We start from the raw sequence: 22711 nt of genomic DNA on the forward strand, positions 1-22711 counted from the left end.
AACATGCAAAAAGATGCTGTAATCGTAGCAGGAGCAAGAACGCCGATAGGCAAAGCAAAAAAAGGATCCTTCGCTCAAATGCGTTCGGATGAGCTGGCAGCAATAACTGTAAAAGAAACGCTGCGTCGCGCAGGCGGATATGATGGTCCAATTGATGATCTGATTATGGGCTGTGCCATACCGGAGGCCGAACAAGGAATGAATATGGCCCGGCTGATCGGTGCACGCGCAGGTCTTCCGGATACCGTTCCGGCAATCACGGTCAACCGGTTCTGTTCTTCAGGACTGCAAAGTATTGCCTATGGCGCAGAAAAAATCATGCTTGGTCATGCACAGGCTGTATTGGCCGGCGGAGCGGAATCCATGAGCCTTCTACCGATGGAAGGGCATGTGATCAAACCGAATCCGCAGCTCGTGGAAACCGTCCCGCAATATTACATGGGAATGGGATATACAGCAGAAGAAGTGGCCAACCGGTTTGGTGTGACGCGTGAAGATCAGGATGCGTTTGCGGTCAGGAGCCATCAAAACGCTGCGCGCGCCATCAAGGAAGGGAAATTTAAGGATGAAATCGTTCCGGTTACCGTCACGAAACGATGGCTGGGTGAAGACAATAAACTAAAAGAAAAAGAATTTACGGTGGATACGGATGAGGGTGTTCGACCTGATACATCGTTGGAAGGACTTGCACGGCTGCGCCCGGCCTTTTCAGTACGAGGTTCGGTAACAGCAGGCAATGCATCTCAAACCAGTGACGGGGCGGCCACTGTACTTGTAATGGACCGCGAGAAAGCAGAAGCAGAAGGGTTAACGCCGCTTCTTAAATTCAGAAGTTTTGCTGTGGCAGGCGTGCCACCGGAAATTATGGGAATCGGCCCTGTAGCTGCAGTCCCGAAAGCACTTAAACTTGCGGGCCTTGAGGTGGCTGATATCGGGTTGTTTGAATTGAATGAAGCATTCGCCTCCCAGGCGGTTCAAGTGATACGGGAGCTTGGTCTTCCTGAAGACAGAGTCAATGTGAATGGAGGCGGAATCGCTCTCGGCCATCCGCTCGGGTGCTCCGGGGCCAAACTGACGCTTACTCTTCTTCATGAGATGAAGAGAAGAGGAGAACAATTTGGAGTGGTAACCATGTGTATTGGCGGCGGAATGGGTGCTGCCGGCGTTTTTGAACTAGTGGACTAAGCCAAAACAGGAGGGGAAAACATGTCTAACACAATGGAAAAAGTATTTAAAGGCGGAAGTTTTTTAGTGGAGGATATTCAGGCGGAGGATCTGTTTACACCGGAAGATTTTTCAGAAGAACATTTAATGATTGCTAAAACAACGGAAGATTATGTGGTAAAAGAAGTGGTGCCGCAAATTGACAAAATTGAAAATCATCAATTTGATATTTCAAGAAAACTGCTGACCAAAGCGGGAGAGCTCGGCCTGTTGGGTGCCGATGTTCCGGAAGCTTACGGCGGCCTTGAGCTCGACAAAATTTCATCTTCACTGATTACGGAAAAGTTTGCCCGTGCCAGAGGCTTCTCCTTAAGTTATGGCGCACACGTAGGAATCGGTTCTCTTCCTATAGTACTGTTCGGAAATGAAGACCAGAAACAACGGTACCTTCCTGATCTGGCCACGGGAACCAGAATTGCCGCATATGCTCTGACAGAACCAGGATCAGGTTCGGATGCTTTGGGGGCGAAAACCACTGCAAGGTTGAATGAAGAGGGTACACACTATATCCTAAACGGTGAAAAACAATGGATTACCAACTCGGCATTTGCAGATGTATTCATAGTATACGCGAAGATTGACGGCGAACAATTCTCTGCATTTATCGTGGAGCGGAACTTCCCTGGTGTTTCCACGGGTCCAGAAGAAAAGAAAATGGGAATTAAGGGCTCTTCAACAAGAACATTGATCCTGGAGGATGTTTCTGTGCCAAAAGAAAACCTGCTCGGCGAAGCGGGAAGAGGCCATGTGATTGCCTTCAACATATTAAATATTGGCCGTTATAAGCTTGCGGTAGGCTGCGTGGGCGGGTCAAAGCGCGGAATTGAGGTCTCAGCCAAATATGCCAATGAACGTTCCCAGTTCAAACGCAAAATCAGCTCATTCCCGCTCATTCAGGAGAAAATCGCTAACATGGCCGTAAAGACATATGCTTCCGAAAGCTCGGTTTACCGTACGGTCGGTCTTTTTGAAAAGCGGCTGGGCGGATTGGATGCTGAGGCGCAAAAAGATGGCAAAGAAGTGGCAAAAGCCATTGCTGAATACGCCATTGAGTGCTCCCTGAATAAGTTCTTTGCATCAGAAGTTCTTGATTACGTGGTGGATGAAGCAGTACAAATCCATGGGGGATATGGCTTCATGGCCGAATATGAAGTAGAGGGAGCGTACAGGGATTCCCGTATCAACCGAATCTTTGAAGGAACGAATGAAATCAACCGTTTGCTGGTTCCGGGGACTCTTGTCCGCAAAGCGATGAAAGGTGAATTGCCGCTGATTGAAAAGGCAACTGCCCTACAGAATGAATTAATGATGATGATGCCTCAGGAAGTGGGAACTGAACCGCTGGAACAGGAGAAGTATCTCGTCAGCATGGGTAAGAAGATCATTTTAATGGTCGCAGGTCTTGCCGTGCAAAAGTTTGGTCAGAAGCTTGAAAATGAACAGGAGATCCTGGCAAACCTTGCAGATCTGGTGAGCGAGGTATACGCGATGGAATCAACAGTATTGCGTACAGAAAAAGCCATAAACCGAACCGGCCTTGAGAAGAACACACAAAAGCTGTTAATGACCCAGGTGTTCTGTCAGGAAGCCTTCAACCGTATGGAAGCTCATGCCAAAGAATCGATTATCGGAGTAGAAGAAGGAGATACCCTTCGCATGATGCTGTCTGCTCTGCGCAAGCTCACACGCCATACACCGACTAATGTCATCAAGAAAAAACGTGAAATAGCCGCTGTTGTATTGGAGGAAGAACGTTACGTTATTTAAGTTTCATACTACCACTGCCTTATCTTGAAAGTACTCTCTCATATTTGGCTCCGGTACATTGCCGGAGCATTTTTTTTGTGTTAATCATGATGAGACTGATGATTAATTTCCCTTTACGTGGCAACACTATTTTGTGTTACTATGGAAAGGAAGGAGTGAAACAAATGAGCCTGACTTTTTACCAGTATCCCAAATGCGGAACATGCCAGAAAGCAAAGAAATGGCTGGAAAATCATGATGTTCCATTCGAATCTGTCCATATCGTTGAAAACCCTCCTTCAAAAGAGGAAATCAAGGAACTTGTCTTGAAAAGCGGACTGGATTTAAAAAAATTCTTTAATACGAGTGGAATGAAGTACAGAGAGCTCGGCTTAAAGGATAAAATCAAAAGTGCTTCCAATGAGGAACTGTTTGATTTACTCGCTTCTGACGGCATGCTGCTGAAGCGCCCGATTGCCACCGATGGAACACAGGTAACCGTCGGATTTAAAGAAGATACATATCAACAGACATGGGCATCAAAATAGTTGCTTAACTATAATAAATTTAATATTATAGTTATTATAAATAACAAGAAAGCCTGGAGGGATACGAATGAATTTTCCAAAAGAATTGCGTTATTCAGAAGAACATGAATGGGTTAAAGTTGAAGAAGGAAATAAAGTAAGAATTGGTATTACCGATTTTGCACAAGATGAGCTGGGTGATATCGTATTCGTAGAACTGCCGGAAGTAGGCGACGAAATCAAAGCGGACGAGCCATTTGGCAGCGTTGAATCCGTGAAAACCGTTTCCGAGCTTTATGCTCCAATTTCCGGAAAAGTCGTTGAAATCAATGAAGAGCTGGATGACAGCCCGGAACTCGTAAACGAATCTGCTTATGAAAAGGCATGGATGATTGTGGTTGAAGCATCTGATCTTTCTGAAACAGAAAACCTCATGTCAGCTGAACAATATGAAGAAATGACAAAAGAGGATTAATCCGTTACAAAGAATTTCAATGAGTAGGGCGCTTCTTTCCGGAGACAATAGAAACATCTTCTCCGGAAGGAAGTGACTTCATTGAACATGAACGATTCGAATCAAAATGCGAAATCAGATATCACAACTAAGGTGTATGGAAAAATGGATGCGGGCTACATGTCTTTGTTCCATGACAACCAAAAAATCGGACGCGTCGTTTTTTCCGATCAGGGCAATCAATATGAAATGGCTGAAGGTTTTGAGTTTGATGCTGAAAAAATCTATAAAAAGAATGATTCAGCACAGAAATATCCCAAAAGCTATGTTCAGGGATGCGATGAGGGCTGGTGTTAGTTCATGCCTTGTAAGTCCGGCACACTTTGATGATTATTTTGTAGCAAAAAAGGACAAGCCCTCGGGCTTGTCCTTTTTTGCTTGATATATATTAATCGTTGTTATTGCGGCTGTTACCGCCTTTTTGTCCAATATCTCTGTAAAAATCTTTATCGTGGCTTTCGGAAGTAGCTTCTCCGCCTTTTTTACCGATTTCCTGATAAAAATCTTTATCATGGCTGTCGGCTGTGGACTCCCCGCCTTTTTTACCAATGTCCTGGTAGAAGTCTTTATCATGGCTGGAAGCAGTTGACTCTCCGCCTTTTTTACCGATTTCCTGATAGAAGTCTTTGTCGTGGCTTTCGGAAGTAGACTCCCCGCCTTTTTTGCCGATCTCCTGATAGAAATCTTTCCCATGGGTTTTGGATGTTTTTTCTCCGCCCATGCGACCGGCTTCTTCTCTGCTCATTCCATCTCTGTTGTCATTATTGTTTCTAGCCATTTCTAATTCCTCCTCTTATGGTAAAAAGTAATTTTTCAACAGTTGTTTTCTTGGTACTGTTGAACTTAGAGAAACAATATCCCCTTTTCGTTATCGTTAAACGACTTTAGGAGAAGTTAGTACGATTTTCCTTACTGGGTTGCCTTCTTGTGGTAATAAAGGGTGGTTACCCAGAAGAAACGGACAGTTTTATTAACACTTGAAAGAGGATTCTAATAAAATAAAGGGTATTATAATAACTAAGAGAAATATCAATCGTTTTAATACTTGTTCTTTAGAAGAAATAGGAGAGATGATTGATGGATAACAACAGTGATAAAGTTATAATCGTTGAAGGCAAATCTGACAAGGATAAGCTGATCTCCATACTGAATGAGCCTGTTGAAATTATCTGCACCAATGGAACAATGGGGCTTTCACGCCTCGAAGAACTGGCAATCGAAATTGAAAACAGAGATGTTTATATATTGGTTGATGCAGACGAAGCCGGTGCAAAACTGCGAAAAATGCTGCAAAGAGAACTTCCGAACGCTGAACATTTATACATTCATAAGATGTACCGGGAAGTGGCAAAGACTCCACTCATGTACCTTGCTAATATTTTGCTGGGTGCCCGTTTTACGATAAATAAAAATTGTTTGGGATAGGAGGAATGTATGTACCGCTTTTGCCTGTTGCTGCTGCTGATCTTGACTGCATGTTCTTCTGAGGAAACCGGAAAAAAAGAAAAGCGACCACAGGAAAAAACAAAGATCTTTGCAAAGAATTTAAACGTTCCCTGGCAGATCGATTTTTATAATGGAGAGACCTATATTTCTGAAAGGACCGGGAAAATGACGAAAGTGACGAAACAAGGAAAGAAGGTTCCTGTGTCATTATCATTTTCCAAAAAGGTTCTTTCAGAAGGGGAGGGTGGTTTCCTTGGCTTTTTATTTGATCCGGAGGCCGGGGAGAATCACAGGGCTTATGCCTATTACACGTATCAGGAAAAGGGAAAGGTGTACAATCGAATCGTCTCTTTAAAAGCAGGACAGGCATCTTTGAAAGAAGATCGTGTGCTCCTTGAAGGGATACCTGGAGGGTCGATTCATAATGGCGGAAGAATCAAATTTGGACCTGACGGAAAACTGTATGCAACCACCGGAGATTCAGGGGATGATTCGCTTGCCCAGAACAAGGACAGTCTTGCTGGAAAAATTTTAAGAATGAATGCCGATGGATCCATACCAAAGGATAACCCGTTTAACCATTCTTATGTGTATTCCTACGGACACCGCAATCCACAGGGGCTTGCATGGGATGGAGACAAAATGTTTTCAACTGAGCATGGTTCAACCAACTATGACGAAATAAACGGGGTCAAAGCTGGGGAAAATTACGGGTGGCCGGTCATTAAAGGGGATGAATCCAAAGAAAACATGGAAAAGCCTCTTCTTCATTCGGGAAGAAAGACATGGGCACCGTCGGGTATTGCCATCAAGGACAGCAAGATTTATATTGCCTGTCTGCGCGGAGAAAAGATCATTAAAGTAAACACATCCGGCAAGCAGATGGAAACGATGGCGAGCAATCATGGCCGTATCAGGGATGTTCAAGTTCATAACGGGGCGCTTTATTTCTTAACTAACAATAAAGATGGCAGGGGAACACCGAAACAAAATGATGACAAGATGCTCGAAATGAGCAGTTTTTAAAGGATTGGGGAGAAGTATGAAGGATTTAACTAACTTAGAGACACAGGATTATATTGAGGAGTCGGCAGAGGTACCGGCGGCTCTCTATATTCAAACACCACTTTGCGGCACCTGCAAAATGGGCAGGCGAATGCTTGAGATCACACTGGAAGCGTTGGACAAGCCAGGAAACAAACAGCCCAAGGTGGGCGCAATCAATTTAAATGCCATGCCAGAACTGGCTGAAAAATACAACATTACCAGTGTACCGTGCCTCCTTTTTTTAAATCGCGGGATTGCCGTACGCAAGATTTATGCCATGCAATCTGTTGATTTTTTGTATCATAACTTAAAAAAGTACCTTTAAAGGCACATTCAGTGTCTTTTTTCTTTTTTAGGGGGTGTTTTTTAAATGTAATACATGGTTGGTGTGGTAAAATAAAACAAAAATATGTAAATCATTTTACATCACATTTCAGCCATTAAAACAGATGAAATTCCCTTGAAAAAGCTATGATACCAAGCAAGTCAGTGGTAATTTCTGATTTATCGGCACAGAAGCTAGTTTTTTCTTTTTCAGAAACGTGACAGAAAGATTACAAAAAGGCGGTAGTCCTGTAATATTGTTATACAACTGTATCCTACAAACCTACAAATCAATGGTATAAATGTATAGGAGAGCTTGAAACTTGTTTGCTCCTGTCGACTTTTGGGGAATTTCGTCCTCCGAAAGTTAAAACAACCTGGATTTAAGAGGTGAAATAATGTCAATGTCTACTGCATTTGTATCAAGAATAAAAAACAGCACTAGCGCTATAAATAATATTGAAGATAAAGTTATGAACATCCAAAGAGGAAATGATTTTTTACGAAATGAACTGATTGAAGCCTATCAGCCCTTTATTAAAAAGGTGACATCAAAGGTTTGCAGTCAATATATAGATCGAACAATGGACGAATTTAGTGTAGGTCTGTATGCATTCAATGAGGCAATTGATCAATACCAGGAAGGACAGGGAAGCCGATTCCTCTCTTTTGCTGATATGGTGATCCGCAGAAGAGTGATTGATTATATTCGTAAAGAAGTAAGGCAGAACCGGTTAATTTATCTCCAGCCTGATGAAGAGGACGAAGAAGGCCGCGTTGAGGATAGCTATGCTGAACAAAAAGCGGCAATGGATCATTATGAAGAAAGCATTCAGGCTGAAAATCGTGTGTATGAAATTGAGGAGTATCAAAAGCTGCTAAAAGATTTCAACTTGAATTTCAAAGTGCTAAGCAAACATTGTCCGAAGCACGTTGATGCACGTGAAAATGCGAAAGAAATTGCCCGGCTGCTCGTTGAAAACCGGGAAATGGCTGAGTTTTTATTGGAGAAAAAACAACTTCCCATAAAAGATTTGTTAAGCATGGTCTCCTGCAGTCGTAAAACGATAGAGCGAAATCGAAAGTATATAATAGCGGTATCGCTAATATATCTAGGGGACTTTAAAGCGTTAAAGTCTTATATTCAGCCTTAAATAAGGGGAAGTTAAACGGTTGTAATTATTCGTGTGGCCTAAAAGCTGGCTCATGATGGTTATGATACGAAGCAGATCCTTCGCCTTCAGGGGGGATATGTGGAATGAAGAACGGTATTTTGATGGAAGTTAAGAAAGGAAAAGCGATTCTTTTAACAAAAGACGGGTCATTTGTCTCGGTTAAACTGCCACGGGGAAAAAAACTGGTGCCGGGAATGGAATATGACGTCTCTAGTTTATACAGAAGCAAGACCAGGCGCTTTTTTCTTCCTTCACTTTCTTTGTCTATAGGAGCACTACTCATATTTGTGTTATTTTCGGGTGTAAACCCGTTGAGCCGCAACGACCATACTGTTGCGGCTTATGTCAGTTTTGACGTGAATCCGAGCCTCGAGGCTGCGGTTAATGAAAATCTTCAGGTCGTTCAAGTAAAAGCGTTCAACCCGGAAGGAGAAAACCTGATCCACTCCCTTCAGTATGCGAAGGATGTCAGCCTGTTTCAATTTGCTTCTTCACTGTTGAATGCTTATGACCAACAAGGTTATCTTTCCAAGAATCCGGACGTGCTGATTGCGTCTACTATTGTGGATCAAAGTGATAAAAAGATGTCTTCATCCCTCCAAGATGCTGTAACAGCCATTAAACGCAATGCTGCTGTCTATAATGAGAAAGCAGCCATCGACATCAAGAGCCTTGATATAAAAAAGCGTAATGCAGCAAAGAAAAATGGAGTATCGCCAGGGAAATATTTGATGTATCTTTATGCAAAGCAAAACCATGATCCGCTTTCTTTAAAAGACGTCAAAAAGATGTCATTTTCCGAGCTGAAAAAAAAGATGGAGAAGAAAAACGACCAGCAGCATAAAAAGAATAAGGAAAACATGGAAGTACCCGAAAAAATCAAGCGGAACGAGAGAAATATCCAGCCTGAAAAGACCCATCCAAAAAAGGCGGTTAAACAACCATCCGCCAAGACTGAACCAGTAAGAAAAACCTCATATAAAGAAACGAATAAAAAAGCGGATTCGATGCAAAGCAATAAAAAAATGACAGTTAAATCTGCTGAACCTGCCCAGCAGGAGAATAGGAAAGTGATGAGTCAAAATAATCAGGCCGGGTTTCATTCATTCGGCTCTGTACATAAACATCCGGATAAAAAATGGAAGAAACCACCGGGAAAAGGCCAGCCAACGCCGCAGCCTTCTTTCCGAAATTCACCGAAGGATCAAAACAAGATGAAGGTGAAAACCGTACCCGTCCATAAGAAAAAGATGAACAAAGACAAACCGGGGCCGCAAAAACAACGGTTTAACCATGAGAAAAAGTGGGGCAGAGGCCAAGCCACGCCCAAAAAGGAACATCCAGGTCATCGTCATCAAAAGAAAGCAAGCTAAAAATCGACAGAAGGACCCTTTAACTGTCGAAGGATCCTTACAGGAAGAGGGTCCAGCCTCCTCGAACCCTTTTAGAAGGGATATAACGAGGGGGAATTTTGATGAATTGGGATCAATGGGTGGATCATATTCAAAAAACAGATTTTCTCCGTCCGCTTGTGGGGAATGAGAGGGCGAGTGTATCACTGGAAGGGAAAACCATCTGTATCACCTTTATCAACACCATCACGGAGAAGCAAAGAAAAATACTGCTTTCAGGCAATGATGAGGAATTACGGCTTGTTTGCAATGGTGAAAGTCATTTGAGCAAACTGATCAAACAAGGAAAGCTGTCTTTTACAGGGACATACAGAGAACAGTTAAAACTCGAATCATTACTGTACTTGGCCCGCAGTCAACGAACAGGGACAAAAGAAATGGTTTGACAGTAAATGTACGTGATGATAAAATCCATACTGCAAGCTGAAAACTTAAACATTTCGTTCTTATCGCGAGAGGTGGAGGGACTGGCCCGATGAAACCCGGCAACCGTTAAACAGCAATCCTGTTTAAAATGGTGCCAATTCCTGCAAAGCGCATGCTTTGGGAGATGAGAGATGGCGCATATTAATTCAATGCCCTTCTGCTCATATTCGCAGAAGGGCATTTTTTATGAAAGTGAGGAATCCAGTCTTTTGATAACTTTAGATGCAGTGCGCAAGATCTTTAAGACGAAAGACGGACAGGTCAATGCGGTTGACCAGGTCAATCTTACAATAGATCAAGGTGAAATTTTCGGAATAATAGGATATAGCGGTGCCGGAAAAAGTACGTTGATCCGTATGTTGAACATGCTGGAACGGCCGACGAGCGGAAGTGTAACGGTAGCCGGACAGGATTTGTCCAAGCTGAGCAAGAGCGGGCTTCGGAAAGCTCGTCAGGAAATCAGCATGATTTTCCAGCATTTTAATTTGCTTTGGTCCCGTACCGTAAGGGAGAACATTGCTTTCCCTCTTGAAATTGCCGGGGTGGCAAGAGCTGAACGGTTAAGAAGGGTGGATGAACTGATTAAACTGGTTGGCCTCGAAGGCCGGGGAGAATCTTATCCGTCCCAGCTGAGCGGAGGACAAAAACAGAGGGTCGGTATTGCCCGGGCATTGGCCAATAACCCAAAAGTGCTTCTTTGTGATGAAGCGACATCGGCGCTTGATCCGAAAACCACCGACAGCATCCTGAATCTGTTGGTTGAGATTAACGAAAAACTCGGATTGACGATTGTCCTGATTACTCATGAAATGCATGTCATACGGAAGATCTGCCATCGGGTTGCTGTCATGGAAAACGGAAGAGTGGTAGAGCAGGGACCAGTCCTGGACGTCTTCCGTCATCCTTCCGAGGAAATTACGAAAGATTTTGTGAAGCAGATCACAGAACCGGAAGAAACAACGGATGTGATTAAACAGCTGGCTTCAGAAAAGCCGCAAAACAAGATTGTACAGCTGACATTTGTCGGAGGACGCGCTGAGCAGCCTATTATCACAGAGGTTATCCGAAAATTCAACGTTCAGGTTAACATTCTTCAGGGCAAGGTTTCACAAACACAAAACGGTGCATATGGATCACTCTTTATACAGCTCGAAGGGGTTGATTCAGAAGTTTCTGATGCAATCAATTACATGAACCAACAGCAGGTCGAAGTGGAGGTGGTTTCATATGAGTAATCTGTTCCCGAATGTAGAATGGGATGTGATGTTAACATCTACAGGTCAGACGCTGTACATGACTGCAGTAGCTGTTATTGCCACCTTCGTTATTGGCTTGTTTTTAGGATTGGCTTTATTTCTTACGGGGAAAGGAAACTTGTGGGAGAACAAGCTTTTTAATGTAATTACAGCGGCAATCGTTAATATTTTTCGTTCGATACCCTTTATCATCTTAATCATTTTGTTGATACCATTTACACTCTTTTTGGTTGGCTCCATGCTTGGTGCCAATGCTGCGCTCCCGGCACTTATAATCGGGGCAGCGCCATTTTATGCACGAATGGTTGAGATCGCTCTCCGCGAAGTGGATAGAGGAGTCATTGAAGCTGCGAAATCCATGGGATCGAGCAATACCCAAATCATATTTAAAGTGCTTATTCCTGAAAGCTTGCCCGCTTTGATTTCAGGGATCACTGTAACCTCCATCGCGCTTGTGGGCTATACCGCAATGGCTGGTGTGGTTGGCGCAGGGGGTTTAGGTGACCGGGCTTTTCTAGACGGCTTCCAGCGTACACAAAATGATGTTACGTTTGTTGCCACAGTTATTATTTTGATTATCGTCTTCCTTATCCAATTTATCGGGGATACTATTACCCGACGCCTGGATAAACGATAAAAATAGACAATCAGGAGGAAAACCATGAAAAAATTGATTACACTCATTCTTTTGTTGGCCATGACAACAGCCCTTGCTGCGTGCGGTGCAAACAGCGGAGGAGATAAAAAGCTTGCTGATAACAAAATTGTTGTAGGGGCATCCAACGTTCCGCATGCCGAAATTCTTGAACAGGCTGTACCGCTAATGAAGAAAAAAGGAATTGATCTTGAAATCAAAAAGTTTCAGGACTATGTATTACCGAATAAAGCTCTTGCAAATAAAGAGATTGATGCCAACTACTTTCAGCATATTCCTTATTTAGAGTCACAAATGAAGGAAAACAAAAACTACAAATTTGAAAATGCAGGCGGAATTCATATTGAGCCGATCGGTGTATACTCCAAAAAGTATAAATCGCTAAAAGACCTTCCAAAGGGCGCAACCATCATTATGAGTAATTCTGTAGCCGACCATGGCCGTATGCTGTCACTGCTTGAAAAAGAAGGGCTGATCAAGCTCAAAAAAGGCAAAGGCTATAATGCTCAAATCAAGGATATTGCAGAAAATCCAAAGAACCTTAAATTCAAAGCGGATGTTGAAGCAGGACTACTTCCAAAAGCCTACCAAAATGGTGAAGGCGATGCGGTGCTGATCAATACCAACTATGCGATTGATGCTGGATTGAATCCTCAAAAAGATGCGATCGCACTTGAAGGCGCAGATTCACCGTTTGTCAATATTATCGCTGTACGTAAAGGCGATAAAGATGCCAAAACAGTCAAAACCCTTGTGCAGGTTCTTCATTCAAAAGAAATCCAGGATTTCATTAAGAAGAAGTACAAAGGAGCAGTTGTACCAGTAAACAAATAAGGTGCCATAAAAGGACAGCCACAGGCTGTTCTTTTTTTTGTCCCATTGTAATAAAGTTAGATGACTTAAAACTAACCAATCAGGGAGGGGTACAAGATGGACGTTCAACAGCCAGCGGGATTTTGGATCAGGGTAGGAGCCTGTTTGCTGGATGGCATTATTATCGGCATTCCATTAGCTATCATTGGTTTTTTAATTACCGGAGACTTTGCTTCCGGTCAACCGGGAGAAAATTGGTACCTCGATATCATCAGTTTCCTCTATGCCCTATTGCTGCCCATCTATTGGCAGGGGTACGTGGTTGGAAAGAGAATCTGCGGGGTTCGGATCGTTAAAGCTGATGGCAGCAAGCTGGGGCTTGGTGCCATGCTGATGCGAGTTCTGGTCGGAGGGATTATTTACGCAGTAACGCTTGGAATTGGATTGATTGTCAGTGCTTTTATGGTTGGGATTCGAAAAGATAAAAAAAGTATTCATGATTTTATCGCAGGAACCTATGTCACCCATCTTCCGCCTCAAAAGGAAGGATAAGTAAAGAAGACGGCTTCCAGGTCCGGGAGCCGTCTTTTTTGTTTTCGTAACTTTGTTGCTGGAAATTCCCACAAAAATGTTTCTATTCTAAAACAATGGATGTAATCTCCGGCCTGCAAAAGAAGCGAAAGGGAAGGTGGGTCGTTCCCATTCCTCTGTTGGTATACAAATGTTTCTCTTCTGACTCATAATGGCCGGTGTGGAATTTTCTTCCCATACGTGAAGTGATAATTGGCCCGTACAGCGGCATCCGCACTTGACCGCCGTGGCTGTGGCCAGACAGCTGAAGATCGATGGGGAATTTTGAGCTTACCTTAAAATAATCCGGTTCATGGGCGAGAAAAAGTGTGAACTGATCCTCCGGAATGCCCTCCAGAGATTTCTCAATATCTGCTTCTCCTTGCAGGTAGTCATCAAGTCCTGCGATATAGAAGTTGTCATTCCCCTTTGTCAGTTTCCTGTTCTCATTTACAAGCAGTTCGAAGCCGCTTTTTCTCAATAGCTCAGAGATCGTATCAATGTCTTCAAGGTAATCATGGTTTCCGAGCACAGCGAATTTTCCAAGCGGAGCTTCAATACTTTTTAAGCCTGGTATGCTTTTTACTGCAGACCTGCGAGAACGTTTCGAATTGACCAGGTCTCCGGTAAAAATGACAAGGTCCGGTTGCAGCTTCTGTATTTTTTCAGCCATCTTATTGATATGTCTTGTTCTGAAATGAAATCCAAGGTGGAAATCACTGATCTGAACAATATGTACCCCTTTAAACGCTTCGGGAAGGCGAGGCAGTTTGATGGTCACTTTCTTAATGTCAAACCAGTAAGGCTCTATGAATGAAGAATAAATTGCGGCAGTGCCTGCAACAGCTGCTATTGTCCCTAAACCAACAGATCCGGCTATCAATGATTTTTTAACTTTTTCCTCTTCCATCTCTTTCTCCTTCTGTTTTCTTATAACGTCTTTTCTCTCATTATATTCCCTTTTTAAGTGGAAACAAAAATTTCTGTTGGAAAAAGTGAAAGGCATAAGACAAGAAGCATTAACTCATACTAAGACTTGTCTACTTTAAGGACAGGAGGATGAAACAAATGGAACATCAAGAAATGGCCGGAAAGAATTCAACGCAATTTCATTTGATCAGGTATAAGGAAGGCCTTGGAAAGTATACGGACCATATGCCCGAACTGGCTCATTCCTACAATGAATTTACCCGTCACTGCTTTAAAGAGGGGGAAATCACTGAGAAAAATAAACAGCTGATTGCCTTGGGAATCAGTATTTGTGCCCAGGACGAATATTGTATTATTTATCACACAAAAGGGTGTCTGGATCAGGGAGCCAGTGAGAATGAAATCCTCGAAGCTGTTGGAGTAGCAGCAGCTTTTGGAGGAGGTGCGGCGATGAGCCAGGGAGTGACACTGGTACAGGAATGCATTCAGGAATTAAATAATCCCATGCAGTAAAAAGGAGTTCCAGAGGGAGCTTCTTTTTTCGCTTTTCAGAAAATGGAAGAACGGGAGAGGATTTAACCGGATTTATAAGGATATGGAAGGCATTAAAGTGCATCCGGTGTATACCGTATAGGCTTTTTTCATATCGTAGAATATGGAAATTGATAAGGAATCATACGTTTGTTAGGCTAATAGTGGTAATAATTAGTGTTCATAACACGAAAGGATGATTTATTATTCACTCGATTAAAGTTAACCACACTTCTGAAATGGAAAAGGCTATGCACAAGAATCATGGCATTGGTTACGCTGAGTATGAACGCAATCTTGACAAACGGTTGGATATTGAACAAGAACGTGAAAAAGAATATCAAAAAAGTTTGGAAGTAAGTAATGAAATGGAACGAAAAATCCTATAGTATATGAAGTGGGATCAGCATTCAACCAACGAATGCTGATTTTCTGTTTGATTTATCTTTTTCCGGAAAGCTCATAAGGTTGAAGATAAAATAAATTTGTTATAATATTAGAATGAGAATAAATTGAGAATGGAATGAGAGAAGCTTTCATTCTTGTTCACATTAACAATATATTTCATTGAAATATAAGATGGAGGTAAATGCATATGTCTACACCAAACTTAAAGATTGAAAACCTGCGTGTTTCTATCGAAGATAAGGAAATTATCAAAGGGTTAAACCTTGAAATAAATGGCGGGGAAATCCATGCAATCATGGGACCGAACGGAACAGGTAAATCCACTTTATCTTCAGCGTTAATGGGGCACCCAAAGTATGAAGTAACCGAGGGTAACGTTACATTTGACGGAAAAGATCTTTTTGAGATGGAAGTTGATGAACGTGCAAAAGCAGGACTTTTCCTTGCAATGCAATACCCAAGTGAAGTAAGCGGTATTACGAATGCGGACTTTTTGCGCTCTGCCATTAACGCCCGCCGTGAGGAAGGCCAAGAAATCTCTCTCATGAAATTTATCCGTGAGCTTGATAAGAAAATGGAACTTCTTGAAATGGACAGCTCATTTGCACACCGTTACTTGAATGAAGGCTTCTCCGGTGGTGAAAAGAAACGTAACGAAATTCTTCAATTAATGATGATTGAACCGAAAATTGCAATTCTTGATGAAATTGACTCCGGTCTTGATATTGACGCACTTAAAGTTGTTGCCAAAGGCGTAAATGAAATGAGAAACCCTGAGTTTGGCTGCTTGATCATCACTCACTACCAGCGTTTGCTTAACTACATTACGCCGGATAAAGTCCACGTAATGATGCAAGGCCGCATTGTGAAATCAGGAGGACCTGAACTTGCACAGCGCCTTGAAGCAGAAGGCTATGACTGGATTAAGGAAGAACTCGGAATCGAAGACGAAACTGTTGGCCAAGAGGCGTAAGCAAGTTAGGAGGATTTGTACATGTCAGTTGAAACTTCATTTAAATACGACAAAGATTATGTAAGCAAGTTCTCTGAAAGCCGCCAGGAACCACAGTGGCTTTTAGACCTTCGCTTGCGCGCTTTGGAGCTTGCACAGCAGTTGCCAATGCCAAAGCCGGATAAAACGAAAATTGATAAATGGAACCTTACTGAATTTAACCATATCAGCAGCAAAGAGAACGGAACTGAGCTGCCTGAACAAGTAAAAGCCCTTATTGGTGAAGATGGGGAAGCAGGAAACCTTCTTGTCATTCAAAACGGGAAAACGCTTCGTTCATCAGTAACTGATGAATTGGCTGCACAAGGCGTTATTTTTACTGACCTTGTTACGGCTGCGAAAGAACATGGAGACCTTCTTCAGAAATATTTCATGCAGGATGGAGTCAGCGTTGATGAAAACCGTCTGACAGCTATTCACGCTGCCTTAGTCAACAATGGAGCGTTCATCCATGTTCCTAAAAATGTTGAAGTAAAGGCTCCGCTTCAAGCGATTTATTTCCATGATGATGAGCAGGCAGGACTTTTAAATCACGTCATCGTTGCAGCAGAAGACAACAGTTCTGTAACCTATGTTGAGAACTATCTTTCCACCAACAATGAAGGAGACTCTGTCTCCAATATCGTATCAGAAGTCTTTGCAGGTCCTGGAGCGAAAGTCGTTTACGGTGCCGTAGACAACTTGGCGAAAGGCATGACTTCTTATATTTACCGCAGAGGCCGTGCGGGACGGGATGCCAGAATTGAATGGGCTCTGGGTCAGCTGAACGACGGAAATACGGTTTCAGATAATACAACACACCTTGTAGGCGATGGGTCATTTACTGATACAAAAACGGTAAACATCGGCCAAGGTGATCAAAAGCAAAACTTTGTGGCTCAAATTTTCCACCACGGAAAAAGCTCAGAAGGCTACATCCTGACACATGGTGTAATGAAGGACGCTGCAAGTTCCATCTTTAACGGAATTACGAAGATCGAGCATGGTGCGACAAAATCGAACGGTGAACAGACAGAACGCGTCTTGATGCTGAGTGAAAAAGCACGTGGTGATGCCAACCCGATCCTGTTGATTGATGAGGACGATGTTACGGCGGGACATGCTGCTTCAGTCGGACGAATTGATCCGATTCAATTGTTCTATCTTATGAGCCGGGGAATATCAAAAGCTGAGGCTGAACGATTGATCATCCATGGATTCCTTGGACCTGTGGTGAACGAAATGCCGCTTGAATCCGTGAAAAAACGTTTGGTTGAGGTAATAGAAAGGAAAGTAAGATAATGAACGCACAAGAAGTAAGAAAGCTGTTTCCGATCCTGCATCAGGAAGTCAATGGAAAACCGCTTGTTTACTTTGATAGTGCCGCAACTTCCCAAAAGCCGGTACCTGTCATTGAAGCGCTGGAAAAGTATTACCGCGAATACAATTCAAACGTTCACCGTGGTGTGCATACCCTGGGTACCCGGGCAACGGATGCCTATGAAGGTGCACGCGAAAAGGTCCGCCGTTTTATTAATGCAAAATCCACGCAGGAAGTGATTTTTACACGGGGGACAACAACTTCTATCAATACAGTGGCAGCCAGCTATGGTTTGTCCAACCTGTCGGAGGGCGATGAGATTGTCATCACGCCGATGGAGCATCACAGCAACATTATTCCATGGCAGCAGGTGGCCAAGAAAACCGGAGCAACGCTTAAATATATTCCATTAAAAGAAGATGGTTCCATCGATCTTCAGGACGTGGAAAACACAGTTACTGAACATACTAAGATTGTATCGGTTATGCAAGTTTCCAATGTTCTTGGCACCATTAACCCCGTAAAGGAAATTGGCGCCATTGCCCATAAACACGGGGCGATAATGGTGGTTGACGGAGCACAGAGCACACCTCATTTGAAGGTCGATGTTCAAGACCTCGATTGTGACTTTTTTGCTTTTTCTTCCCATAAGATGTGCGGACCCACAGGCATTGGAGTCCTATACGGGAAAAAAGCGCTTCTCAGCAAGATGGAACCTGTAGAATTCGGCGGTGAGATGATTGATTTCGTTGATCTTTACGATTCAACATGGAAAGAACTGCCGTGGAAATTTGAAGGGGGTACCCCTATTATTGCGGGTGCCATTGGCCTTGGTGCCGCGATTGATTTTCTTTCGGATATTGGGCTGGATAATATCCACAGACATGAGGAAGAGCTTGCGAAGTATGCAATCGAACAGATGTCTGAAATGGAGGGAATTACGATTTACGGACCGAAAGAGCGTGCCGGCATCGTAACCTTCAATATCGACGAAGTCCATCCTCATGATGTGGCTACTGTACTTGATGCAGAAGGGATTGCCGTTCGTGCTGGACATCATTGCGCACAGCCGCTGATGAAATGGTTAAATACCTCTTCCACTGCCCGTGCAAGCTTTTATCTGTACAACACCAAAGACGAGATTGATTCTTTCGTAAAAGGATTGGTCACGACAAAGGAGTATTTCGGCCATGTCTTCTAATTTAGATCAGCTTTACCGCCAAGTCATTATGGATCACTACAAGAACCCGCGCAACAAGGGTCAGCTTGGTGAAGATACAGTGACCATTAATATGAATAACCCGACATGCGGTGACCGCATCCAGCTCCACCTGAAAGTGGAGGATGGACAGATTGCTGATGCAAAGTTTGATGGTGAAGGCTGCTCCATCAGCCTGGCCTCTGCCAGTATGATGACGCAATCGGTAAAAAACTTATCTGTTGAGGATGCGATCAAGCTTGCTCATATCTTTTATGATATGATGCTTGGAAAAGATTATGATGACACTTCTTTTGATCTGGGGGATATCGAAGCCCTTCAGGGTGTTTCCAAATTTCCTGCCAGAATTAAATGTGCAACACTTGCATGGAAGGCAATGGAGAAGGGCGTCGGAAACGAAGAAGAGAATTAAAAAAGCGAAAAGGACAGGAGCACGGCCCCCTGCCTGTTTCCTTGTGATAAATGCATGATGTGCTACAATAAGAATAAGTGCCATTGCAAGAGAATTGTATCCTTTAAGGAGGGATGAAACGATGGCTAAAAAAATGCCTGAAATCGGCGAATACAAGTATGGTTTTCGCGATAAAGACGTTTCGATTTTCCGCTCAAAACGCGGATTGACAAAAGAAATAGTAGAAGAAATCTCCAAAATGAAAAACGAACCACAATGGATGCTCGATTTCCGTTTGAAATCATTAGAGCAATTTTATAAAATGCCTATGCCTCAATGGGGCGGAAACCTAAAAGACTTAAACTTTGATGACATTACGTACTATGTAAAGCCGTCCGAGAAGTCTGAAAAGTCATGGGATGAAGTGCCGCCAGAAATTAAAGCGACATTCGACAAACTTGGAATCCCTGAAGCTGAGCAAAAATACCTTGCTGGTGTTTCGGCACAGTATGAATCAGAGGTTGTATATCACAACATGAAAGAGGATCTTACTGAACTGGGTATTCTGTTTACCGATACAGATACTGCGCTTCGTGAGCATGAAGAGATCTTCAAGCAGTATTTTGGTACTGTAATCCCTCCATCCGACAACAAGTTCGCAGCATTGAACTCAGCTGTTTGGTCCGGTGGATCCTTTATCTATGTGCCAAAAGGCGTGAAATGTGATACTCCGCTGCAAGCCTATTTCCGAATTAACTCGGAAAACATGGGTCAATTCGAGCGTACATTGATCATTGCCGATGAGGACAGCTCTGTACATTACGTAGAAGGATGTACAGCACCGGTTTATTCAACCAATTCACTTCACAGTGCGGTTGTAGAAATCATTGTTAAGAAGAACGCCTATGCGCGTTACACAACGATTCAGAACTGGGCAAACAACATCTATAATCTTGTTACAAAGCGTGCGGTTGCCGAAGAAAATGCAACAATGGAATGGGTCGACGGAAACATTGGTTCACGTTTGACCATGAAATATCCTGCTGTTGTCATGAAAGGCCGCGGAGCAAAAGGCACTATCCTTTCCATCGCGATTGCCGGTAAAGGACAGCACCAGGATGCAGGGGCAAAAGTTCTTCACCTCGCACCTGACTGCTCATCCACCATTGTTTCGAAGTCCATTTCAAAACATGGCGGTAAAGTAACGTATCGCGGAATTTCACACTTTGGGCGCCGTTCTGAAGGATCCAAGTCCAATATCAAGTGTGATACGCTGATTATGGATAACCAATCCACATCAGATACCATTCCGTACAACGAAATTTTAAACAACAACATCACGCTGGAGCACGAAGCTACCGTTTCTAAAGTTTCAGAAGATCAGTTGTTCTATCTCATGAGCCGCGGTATTTCTGAACAAGAAGCAACAGAAATGATCGTAATGGGCTTCATCGAGCCATTTACAAAAGAACTTCCAATGGAATATGCGGTTGAAATGAACCGTCTCATCAAGTTCGAGATGGAAGGTTCTATCGGATAAATAGCGAAAAGCCTTGGTATATAAGGAATATACCGAGGCTTTTTTATGTATTTATTAATGTCTTGCCAACTTTGTGCCAACTCGAAATTTTTTATTTGTTTTTTCAGCCATTATGGTGCAAGTTTTCTTGCAGAAAGAGGGAAGTAAGTGGCTTGTGAATCGATTCCGACAAGTGAATGCTGAACCAATATAGTTGATTATTGCTGTTTGACTTTTAAATTTGTAGAAGTTATTAACCGCTTGGCACAAGCAGGTAAGACATTGGGTATTGAAGTTCTGGATCATTTAATTGTAAATGCTCAAGCAAATTATACAAGTCTTAAGGAAAAGGGCTATGTGTAAAAACAGGAGGAAGGGATGAAAATCTCTTCCTTCTATTTTTTCAAAATGCTGTTTTTATTAACTTGCCATCCTCTGGAATCAACACATATTTGTCATCCCTCAAAAAAATAAGTTTAAACTAAAACTTAAAAGCTTTGTAACTAAAAGTTAATAATTGAACATTAGTCTTGATATGTAACAGAATCTTCAATCGGTACGATATAAAGGAGACAGCTATGAAAAAGTTATTCAGTGTAATGGGAATAGCCGCTTTATGCTCTACGATGGCATGTTCTACAACGCATGCAGGGAACAACACGCAAGTTAATCCAGACCTAGATACTAAAACACCGATTAAACACGTGGTTGTTTTATTTGGTGAAAATGTTTCATTTGACCACTATTTCGGCACGTATCCACATGCTAAAAATCCAGACGGTGAACCTAAATTTACTGCTAAGCCAAACACACCATCGGTGAATGGCTTGTCAAAAGAACTTCTTACCAATAACCCAAACCAATTTAATCCAAAGCGATTAAGCCGTGCACAAGCAGTAACAGATGATATGGACCATGAGTATACTGCTGAACAAAAAGCATTCAACGGTGGGAAAATGGACAAGTTTGTGGAGAATACATCAGGTGGAACCGATAAATCCCTCGTAATGGATTATTATGATGGCAATACAGTTACCGGCCTGTGGAATTACGCGCAAAACTACGCAATGAGCGATAATTCATTTAATACAACGTTTGGGCCTTCCACTCCAGGAGCACTTAACTTGATCTCTGGCCAAACCCACGGTGGAACAGGATTTGTAAATGGTGTGAAAGTAGGAGATATTGAAGAAAATATCGCAAATGGATCAGTGATTGGTGACCCGGACCCTCATTATGACAATGCTTCTAATACAAAACGGGCACAAGCCGCTATGGATGGAAAAAATGTTGGGGATCTTTTGAACAAAAAATCCGTTACATGGGGCTGGTTTCAGGGAGGTTTCAGAGATACCACTGCTAAACACGCCAACATAGCGGGCCAATACAGTACAGATTACAATCCGCACCATGAGCCATTCCAATACTATAAATCAACAGCCAATCCGGACCACTTGCCGCCAAGTTCTGTTGAAAAAATTGGGCATAACGATCAAGCGAACCATCAATATGATCTTGAAGACTTTTGGAAAGCAGCCGATAAAGGTAACATGCCAGCTGTAAGTTTCCTCAAAGCGGCCAACTATCAAGATGGCCATGCAGGTTATTCTGATCCGCTCGATGAACAGCATTTCATCGTTAATACCATTAACCATCTTCAAAAGCTGCCAGACTGGAAACAAACTGCCGTTGTATTAGCCTACGATGATTCAGATGGTTGGTATGATCACGTGATGCATAACCCTCTGGTTAACGGTTCAGATGATCTGAAAACAGACGCACTTTATGGTCCTGGAGATGCTGGAAAGCCTCGATTGGGCTCCTATAAAGATCGAGCCGGATTTGGTCCTCGCTTGCCATTGCTTGTAATTTCGCCATATGCGAAGAAGAATTTTGTGGATCATTCATTAACGGATCAAACATCCATTCTTCGATTTATTGAGGATAACTGGAGTCTTGGAAAAATAGGAGATTATTCGTTTGATTCGGTTGCAGGCAGCATGGAAAACATGTTTGACTTAAATCATGCCCCTTCGGATAAAAAACTGTTCCTTGATCCAGAAACCGGACAGCCAATCAAGAAGAAGTAAATAAATGAAGGAAAGATGAGTTGGCCTTTTGGCCAACTCTTTTAATTAAGAAAGTGTGGATAAAATATTGTGGAATCCTTATTCTTGTTAACTAAAGCGATTGTTTCCCCGCAGTTAATGAACGAGGCTACTTTTTGTCATATTCGTGCCTTTTCCATATTCACCGTACATTGTTT

Annotated in this window: 26 protein-coding genes and 1 riboswitch; of the genes, 24 read left to right on the forward strand and 2 right to left on the reverse strand. The window is 42.8% G+C overall.

Going from position 1 to position 22711, the window contains the following annotated elements:
- Positions 1-3 precede the first annotated feature (3 nt).
- The 5 genes from AS030_RS12340 to AS030_RS12360 all read left to right on the forward strand — a co-directional run bounded on the left by AS030_RS12340 (position 4) and on the right by AS030_RS12360 (position 4308).
- Positions 4-1185 carry an acetyl-CoA C-acetyltransferase gene (locus AS030_RS12340; RefSeq protein WP_061972154.1) on the forward strand — a complete coding sequence of 394 codons (1182 nt, stop codon included), beginning with the start codon at positions 4-6 and terminating at the stop codon, positions 1183-1185.
- Positions 1186-1206: 21 nt separating this feature from the next.
- Positions 1207-2991, forward strand: a complete 1785-nt coding sequence (locus tag AS030_RS12345) for an acyl-CoA dehydrogenase family protein (protein ID WP_061972156.1) — start codon at positions 1207-1209, stop codon at positions 2989-2991.
- 164 nt (positions 2992-3155) lie between these two features.
- Complete coding sequence (locus tag AS030_RS12350; RefSeq protein ID WP_061972158.1) at positions 3156-3518, forward strand: arsenate reductase family protein; 363 nt, start codon at positions 3156-3158, stop codon at positions 3516-3518.
- 67 nt (positions 3519-3585) lie between these two features.
- On the forward strand, positions 3586-3972 hold the full coding sequence (gcvH, locus tag AS030_RS12355) for a glycine cleavage system protein GcvH (protein WP_061972160.1): 387 nt from the start codon (positions 3586-3588) through the stop codon (positions 3970-3972).
- 87 nt (positions 3973-4059) lie between these two features.
- Positions 4060-4308 carry a YusG family protein gene (locus tag AS030_RS12360; protein ID WP_074440571.1) on the forward strand — a complete coding sequence of 83 codons (249 nt, stop codon included), beginning with the start codon at positions 4060-4062 and terminating at the stop codon, positions 4306-4308.
- 91 nt (positions 4309-4399) lie between these two features.
- Here AS030_RS12360 and AS030_RS12365 read toward each other — a convergent pair whose 3' ends face one another.
- Complete coding sequence (locus tag AS030_RS12365; protein WP_061972164.1) at positions 4400-4789, reverse strand: KGG domain-containing protein; 390 nt, start codon at positions 4787-4789, stop codon at positions 4400-4402.
- 299 nt (positions 4790-5088) lie between these two features.
- Between AS030_RS12365 and AS030_RS12370 the strand changes: the two genes are divergently transcribed.
- The 10 genes from AS030_RS12370 to AS030_RS12415 all read left to right on the forward strand — a co-directional run bounded on the left by AS030_RS12370 (position 5089) and on the right by AS030_RS12415 (position 13117).
- Complete coding sequence (locus AS030_RS12370) at positions 5089-5436, forward strand: toprim domain-containing protein (protein ID WP_061972166.1); 348 nt, start codon at positions 5089-5091, stop codon at positions 5434-5436.
- 9 nt (positions 5437-5445) lie between these two features.
- Positions 5446-6483, forward strand: coding sequence for a PQQ-dependent sugar dehydrogenase (locus AS030_RS12375; RefSeq protein ID WP_061972168.1), 1038 nt, complete (start codon positions 5446-5448; stop codon positions 6481-6483).
- Between the two features lie 16 nt (positions 6484-6499).
- A complete protein-coding gene (locus tag AS030_RS12380) occupies positions 6500-6829 on the forward strand; it encodes a thioredoxin family protein (protein ID WP_061972171.1) in 330 nt (109 codons plus the stop codon).
- A gap of 403 nt (positions 6830-7232) precedes the next feature.
- Entirely contained in the window at positions 7233-7982 is a 750-nt protein-coding gene (gene sigI, locus AS030_RS12385) for an RNA polymerase sigma-I factor (RefSeq protein WP_061972946.1), read from the forward strand.
- Positions 7983-8086: 104 nt separating this feature from the next.
- Positions 8087-9376 carry an anti-sigma factor domain-containing protein gene (locus AS030_RS12390; protein ID WP_061972174.1) on the forward strand — a complete coding sequence of 430 codons (1290 nt, stop codon included), beginning with the start codon at positions 8087-8089 and terminating at the stop codon, positions 9374-9376.
- Positions 9377-9477: 101 nt separating this feature from the next.
- The gene (locus AS030_RS12395; RefSeq protein ID WP_061972177.1) at positions 9478-9801 is read left to right on the forward strand and encodes a hypothetical protein; all 324 of its coding nucleotides are present in this window, start codon (positions 9478-9480) and stop codon (positions 9799-9801) included.
- Positions 9802-9858: 57 nt separating this feature from the next.
- Positions 9859-9972: riboswitch (SAM riboswitch) on the forward strand.
- A gap of 78 nt (positions 9973-10050) precedes the next feature.
- Positions 10051-11076, forward strand: a complete 1026-nt coding sequence (locus tag AS030_RS12400) for a methionine ABC transporter ATP-binding protein (RefSeq protein ID WP_061972949.1) — start codon at positions 10051-10053, stop codon at positions 11074-11076.
- Positions 11069-11734 carry a methionine ABC transporter permease gene (locus tag AS030_RS12405; protein ID WP_061972179.1) on the forward strand — a complete coding sequence of 222 codons (666 nt, stop codon included), beginning with the start codon at positions 11069-11071 and terminating at the stop codon, positions 11732-11734. The genes AS030_RS12400 and AS030_RS12405 overlap by 8 nt, the downstream gene beginning before the upstream one ends.
- A 24-nt stretch (positions 11735-11758) precedes the next feature.
- Positions 11759-12586 (forward strand): MetQ/NlpA family ABC transporter substrate-binding protein, encoded by an 828-nt coding sequence (locus AS030_RS12410; protein ID WP_061972182.1) that lies wholly within the window; start codon positions 11759-11761, stop codon positions 12584-12586.
- Between the two features lie 96 nt (positions 12587-12682).
- A complete protein-coding gene (locus tag AS030_RS12415) occupies positions 12683-13117 on the forward strand; it encodes an RDD family protein (protein ID WP_061972184.1) in 435 nt (144 codons plus the stop codon).
- Positions 13118-13199: 82 nt separating this feature from the next.
- Here the strand turns inward: AS030_RS12415 and AS030_RS12420 are convergent, their stop codons facing one another.
- On the reverse strand, positions 13200-14045 hold the full coding sequence (locus AS030_RS12420) for a metallophosphoesterase (RefSeq protein ID WP_061972187.1): 846 nt from the start codon (positions 14043-14045) through the stop codon (positions 13200-13202).
- Positions 14046-14203: 158 nt separating this feature from the next.
- On the opposite strand from AS030_RS12420, the gene AS030_RS12425 reads away from it, so the two are divergent.
- The 9 genes from AS030_RS12425 (at position 14204) to AS030_RS12455 (ending at position 22535) form a co-directional block, all read left to right on the forward strand.
- Positions 14204-14578 carry a carboxymuconolactone decarboxylase family protein gene (locus tag AS030_RS12425; RefSeq protein ID WP_082635809.1) on the forward strand — a complete coding sequence of 125 codons (375 nt, stop codon included), beginning with the start codon at positions 14204-14206 and terminating at the stop codon, positions 14576-14578.
- A 269-nt stretch (positions 14579-14847) separates the two neighbouring features.
- Positions 14848-14985, forward strand: coding sequence for a YuzK family famiily protein (locus tag AS030_RS24915; RefSeq protein WP_170834173.1), 138 nt, complete (start codon positions 14848-14850; stop codon positions 14983-14985).
- 206 nt (positions 14986-15191) lie between these two features.
- On the forward strand, positions 15192-15977 hold the full coding sequence (sufC, locus tag AS030_RS12430; protein ID WP_061972189.1) for a Fe-S cluster assembly ATPase SufC: 786 nt from the start codon (positions 15192-15194) through the stop codon (positions 15975-15977).
- Between the two features lie 21 nt (positions 15978-15998).
- On the forward strand, positions 15999-17297 hold the full coding sequence (sufD, locus tag AS030_RS12435) for a Fe-S cluster assembly protein SufD (RefSeq protein ID WP_061972191.1): 1299 nt from the start codon (positions 15999-16001) through the stop codon (positions 17295-17297).
- Positions 17297-18517 carry a cysteine desulfurase gene (locus tag AS030_RS12440; RefSeq protein ID WP_061972193.1) on the forward strand — a complete coding sequence of 407 codons (1221 nt, stop codon included), beginning with the start codon at positions 17297-17299 and terminating at the stop codon, positions 18515-18517. The genes sufD and AS030_RS12440 overlap by 1 nt, the downstream gene beginning before the upstream one ends.
- Entirely contained in the window at positions 18507-18947 is a 441-nt protein-coding gene (sufU, locus tag AS030_RS12445) for a Fe-S cluster assembly sulfur transfer protein SufU (RefSeq protein ID WP_061972195.1), read from the forward strand. Before AS030_RS12440 ends, sufU begins: the two co-directional genes overlap by 11 nt.
- A 121-nt stretch (positions 18948-19068) precedes the next feature.
- Entirely contained in the window at positions 19069-20466 is a 1398-nt protein-coding gene (gene sufB, locus AS030_RS12450) for a Fe-S cluster assembly protein SufB (RefSeq protein ID WP_061972198.1), read from the forward strand.
- 207 nt (positions 20467-20673) lie between these two features.
- Positions 20674-20808: a JAB domain-containing protein gene (locus AS030_RS23055; RefSeq protein WP_338082330.1), complete on the forward strand. Its 135-nt coding sequence runs from the start codon at positions 20674-20676 to the stop codon at positions 20806-20808.
- A gap of 215 nt (positions 20809-21023) precedes the next feature.
- Positions 21024-22535, forward strand: coding sequence for a phospholipase C (locus AS030_RS12455; RefSeq protein ID WP_074440550.1), 1512 nt, complete (start codon positions 21024-21026; stop codon positions 22533-22535).
- The last annotated feature ends 176 nt before the right edge of the window (positions 22536-22711 follow it).

Source organism: Fictibacillus enclensis, assembly GCF_001457035.1.
Classification (GTDB): Bacteria; Bacillota; Bacilli; order Bacillales; family Fictibacillaceae; genus Fictibacillus_C; species Fictibacillus_C enclensis.

What these genes read in the sequence shown, in the direction of transcription:
- AS030_RS12340 (WP_061972154.1), top strand. Translation starts at nt 4, where the DNA reads ATGCAAAAAGATGCTGTAATCGTAGCAGGAGCAAGAACGCCGATAGGC.
- AS030_RS12345 (WP_061972156.1), top strand. Translation starts at nt 1,207, where the DNA reads ATGTCTAACACAATGGAAAAAGTATTTAAAGGCGGAAGTTTTTTAGTG.
- AS030_RS12350 (WP_061972158.1), top strand. Translation starts at nt 3,156, where the DNA reads ATGAGCCTGACTTTTTACCAGTATCCCAAATGCGGAACATGCCAGAAA.
- gcvH (WP_061972160.1), top strand. Translation starts at nt 3,586, where the DNA reads ATGAATTTTCCAAAAGAATTGCGTTATTCAGAAGAACATGAATGGGTT.
- AS030_RS12360 (WP_074440571.1), top strand. Translation starts at nt 4,060, where the DNA reads ATGAACGATTCGAATCAAAATGCGAAATCAGATATCACAACTAAGGTG.
- AS030_RS12365 (WP_061972164.1), bottom strand. Translation starts at nt 4,789, where the DNA reads ATGGCTAGAAACAATAATGACAACAGAGATGGAATGAGCAGAGAAGAA.
- AS030_RS12370 (WP_061972166.1), top strand. Translation starts at nt 5,089, where the DNA reads ATGGATAACAACAGTGATAAAGTTATAATCGTTGAAGGCAAATCTGAC.
- AS030_RS12375 (WP_061972168.1), top strand. Translation starts at nt 5,446, where the DNA reads ATGTACCGCTTTTGCCTGTTGCTGCTGCTGATCTTGACTGCATGTTCT.
- AS030_RS12380 (WP_061972171.1), top strand. Translation starts at nt 6,500, where the DNA reads ATGAAGGATTTAACTAACTTAGAGACACAGGATTATATTGAGGAGTCG.
- sigI (WP_061972946.1), top strand. Translation starts at nt 7,233, where the DNA reads ATGTCTACTGCATTTGTATCAAGAATAAAAAACAGCACTAGCGCTATA.
- AS030_RS12390 (WP_061972174.1), top strand. Translation starts at nt 8,087, where the DNA reads ATGAAGAACGGTATTTTGATGGAAGTTAAGAAAGGAAAAGCGATTCTT.
- AS030_RS12395 (WP_061972177.1), top strand. Translation starts at nt 9,478, where the DNA reads ATGAATTGGGATCAATGGGTGGATCATATTCAAAAAACAGATTTTCTC.
- AS030_RS12405 (WP_061972179.1), top strand. Translation starts at nt 11,069, where the DNA reads ATGAGTAATCTGTTCCCGAATGTAGAATGGGATGTGATGTTAACATCT.
- AS030_RS12410 (WP_061972182.1), top strand. Translation starts at nt 11,759, where the DNA reads ATGAAAAAATTGATTACACTCATTCTTTTGTTGGCCATGACAACAGCC.
- AS030_RS12415 (WP_061972184.1), top strand. Translation starts at nt 12,683, where the DNA reads ATGGACGTTCAACAGCCAGCGGGATTTTGGATCAGGGTAGGAGCCTGT.
- AS030_RS12420 (WP_061972187.1), bottom strand. Translation starts at nt 14,045, where the DNA reads ATGGAAGAGGAAAAAGTTAAAAAATCATTGATAGCCGGATCTGTTGGT.
- AS030_RS12425 (WP_082635809.1), top strand. Translation starts at nt 14,204, where the DNA reads ATGGAACATCAAGAAATGGCCGGAAAGAATTCAACGCAATTTCATTTG.
- AS030_RS24915 (WP_170834173.1), top strand. Translation starts at nt 14,848, where the DNA reads ATGCACAAGAATCATGGCATTGGTTACGCTGAGTATGAACGCAATCTT.
- sufC (WP_061972189.1), top strand. Translation starts at nt 15,192, where the DNA reads ATGTCTACACCAAACTTAAAGATTGAAAACCTGCGTGTTTCTATCGAA.
- sufD (WP_061972191.1), top strand. Translation starts at nt 15,999, where the DNA reads ATGTCAGTTGAAACTTCATTTAAATACGACAAAGATTATGTAAGCAAG.
- AS030_RS12440 (WP_061972193.1), top strand. Translation starts at nt 17,297, where the DNA reads ATGAACGCACAAGAAGTAAGAAAGCTGTTTCCGATCCTGCATCAGGAA.
- sufU (WP_061972195.1), top strand. Translation starts at nt 18,507, where the DNA reads ATGTCTTCTAATTTAGATCAGCTTTACCGCCAAGTCATTATGGATCAC.
- sufB (WP_061972198.1), top strand. Translation starts at nt 19,069, where the DNA reads ATGGCTAAAAAAATGCCTGAAATCGGCGAATACAAGTATGGTTTTCGC.
- AS030_RS12455 (WP_074440550.1), top strand. Translation starts at nt 21,024, where the DNA reads ATGAAAAAGTTATTCAGTGTAATGGGAATAGCCGCTTTATGCTCTACG.